Source organism: Chloracidobacterium sp., assembly GCA_025057975.1.
In the GTDB taxonomy this organism is placed as follows: Bacteria; Acidobacteriota; Blastocatellia; order Chloracidobacteriales; family Chloracidobacteriaceae; genus Chloracidobacterium.
The window spans coordinates 1-801 of sequence record JANWUV010000036.1 but is presented as its reverse complement, the minus strand read 5'-3'; the positions used below and the strand labels follow the sequence as shown (position 1 = coordinate 801).

Here is an 801-nt window from a genome sequence, read left to right as displayed (position 1 = left end):
TCCCTATCTCTCCAACTCGCACCACCACCGTCCCACGCGGCACCTCCCGCTCCACCTCCAGCCCCACCGGCGTCTCCACAGGTTTCTCTCCGCCCCCCACCGCGACCTCCGCCGGCCGAAAACAAAACGCATCCCGCAACTTTGACGCCACCCACGGCTGTTGCTTACCACCACTCTTCCGCTCCACCTCCTTCCCAACCTCATCCAGCAACCGCCGCACGTCTTGCTCAGGCGCCGCCCGCAACCACTTCAACAACACCCCAGTGTATAACCCGTTCCGCCCCTCCCCAACATCCTTCGCCGTCTTCCCAGGATCCGTCGCATACGCCATCAGCGTCCCCTTCGGCGCGCTCATCTCCGCCAACCCATCCACCCCGCTCCGCCGCCAACTCCGCGCATACGGATTGTCCCGACACGCATCCAAAATCACGATGTTGACCTGACTCCCTCCTTCCCCCATCTGCTTCAGCACCTCCCCAACCTCCACACAGTACACCCCAACATCTTCCTCCTCCCGCATCTGCCGCTCCGCACCCACCGGCACCAGGTAGTTCCGCCCCTCCACCTGTATCCCGTGTCCCGCGTAGTAAAACAACCCCACCACCCGCGCTTCTGACCCGCTCCCCGCTCGCAACCGCCGCCCAAACGCCCGAATCTGCTGGTACAGCCCCTCGCGCCCAACATCCACCGCTTTGATGACTTCAAAGCCGTATCCTGCCAACACCTCCGCCATATCCACCGCATCATTCACGGCATTCTCCAACCGATTCGCCCCGCCGTACCCGCCGTTCCCCACCACCA

General features: G+C 63.7%; 1 protein-coding gene. It reads right to left on the bottom strand.

Annotated elements, in window-relative coordinates; genetic code table 11:
* The coding region (locus NZ585_14915) for a caspase family protein (GenBank protein MCS7081322.1) at positions 1-751 on the bottom strand (751 nt) is incomplete at its 3' end.
* Between the last annotated feature and the right edge of the window lie 50 nt (positions 752-801).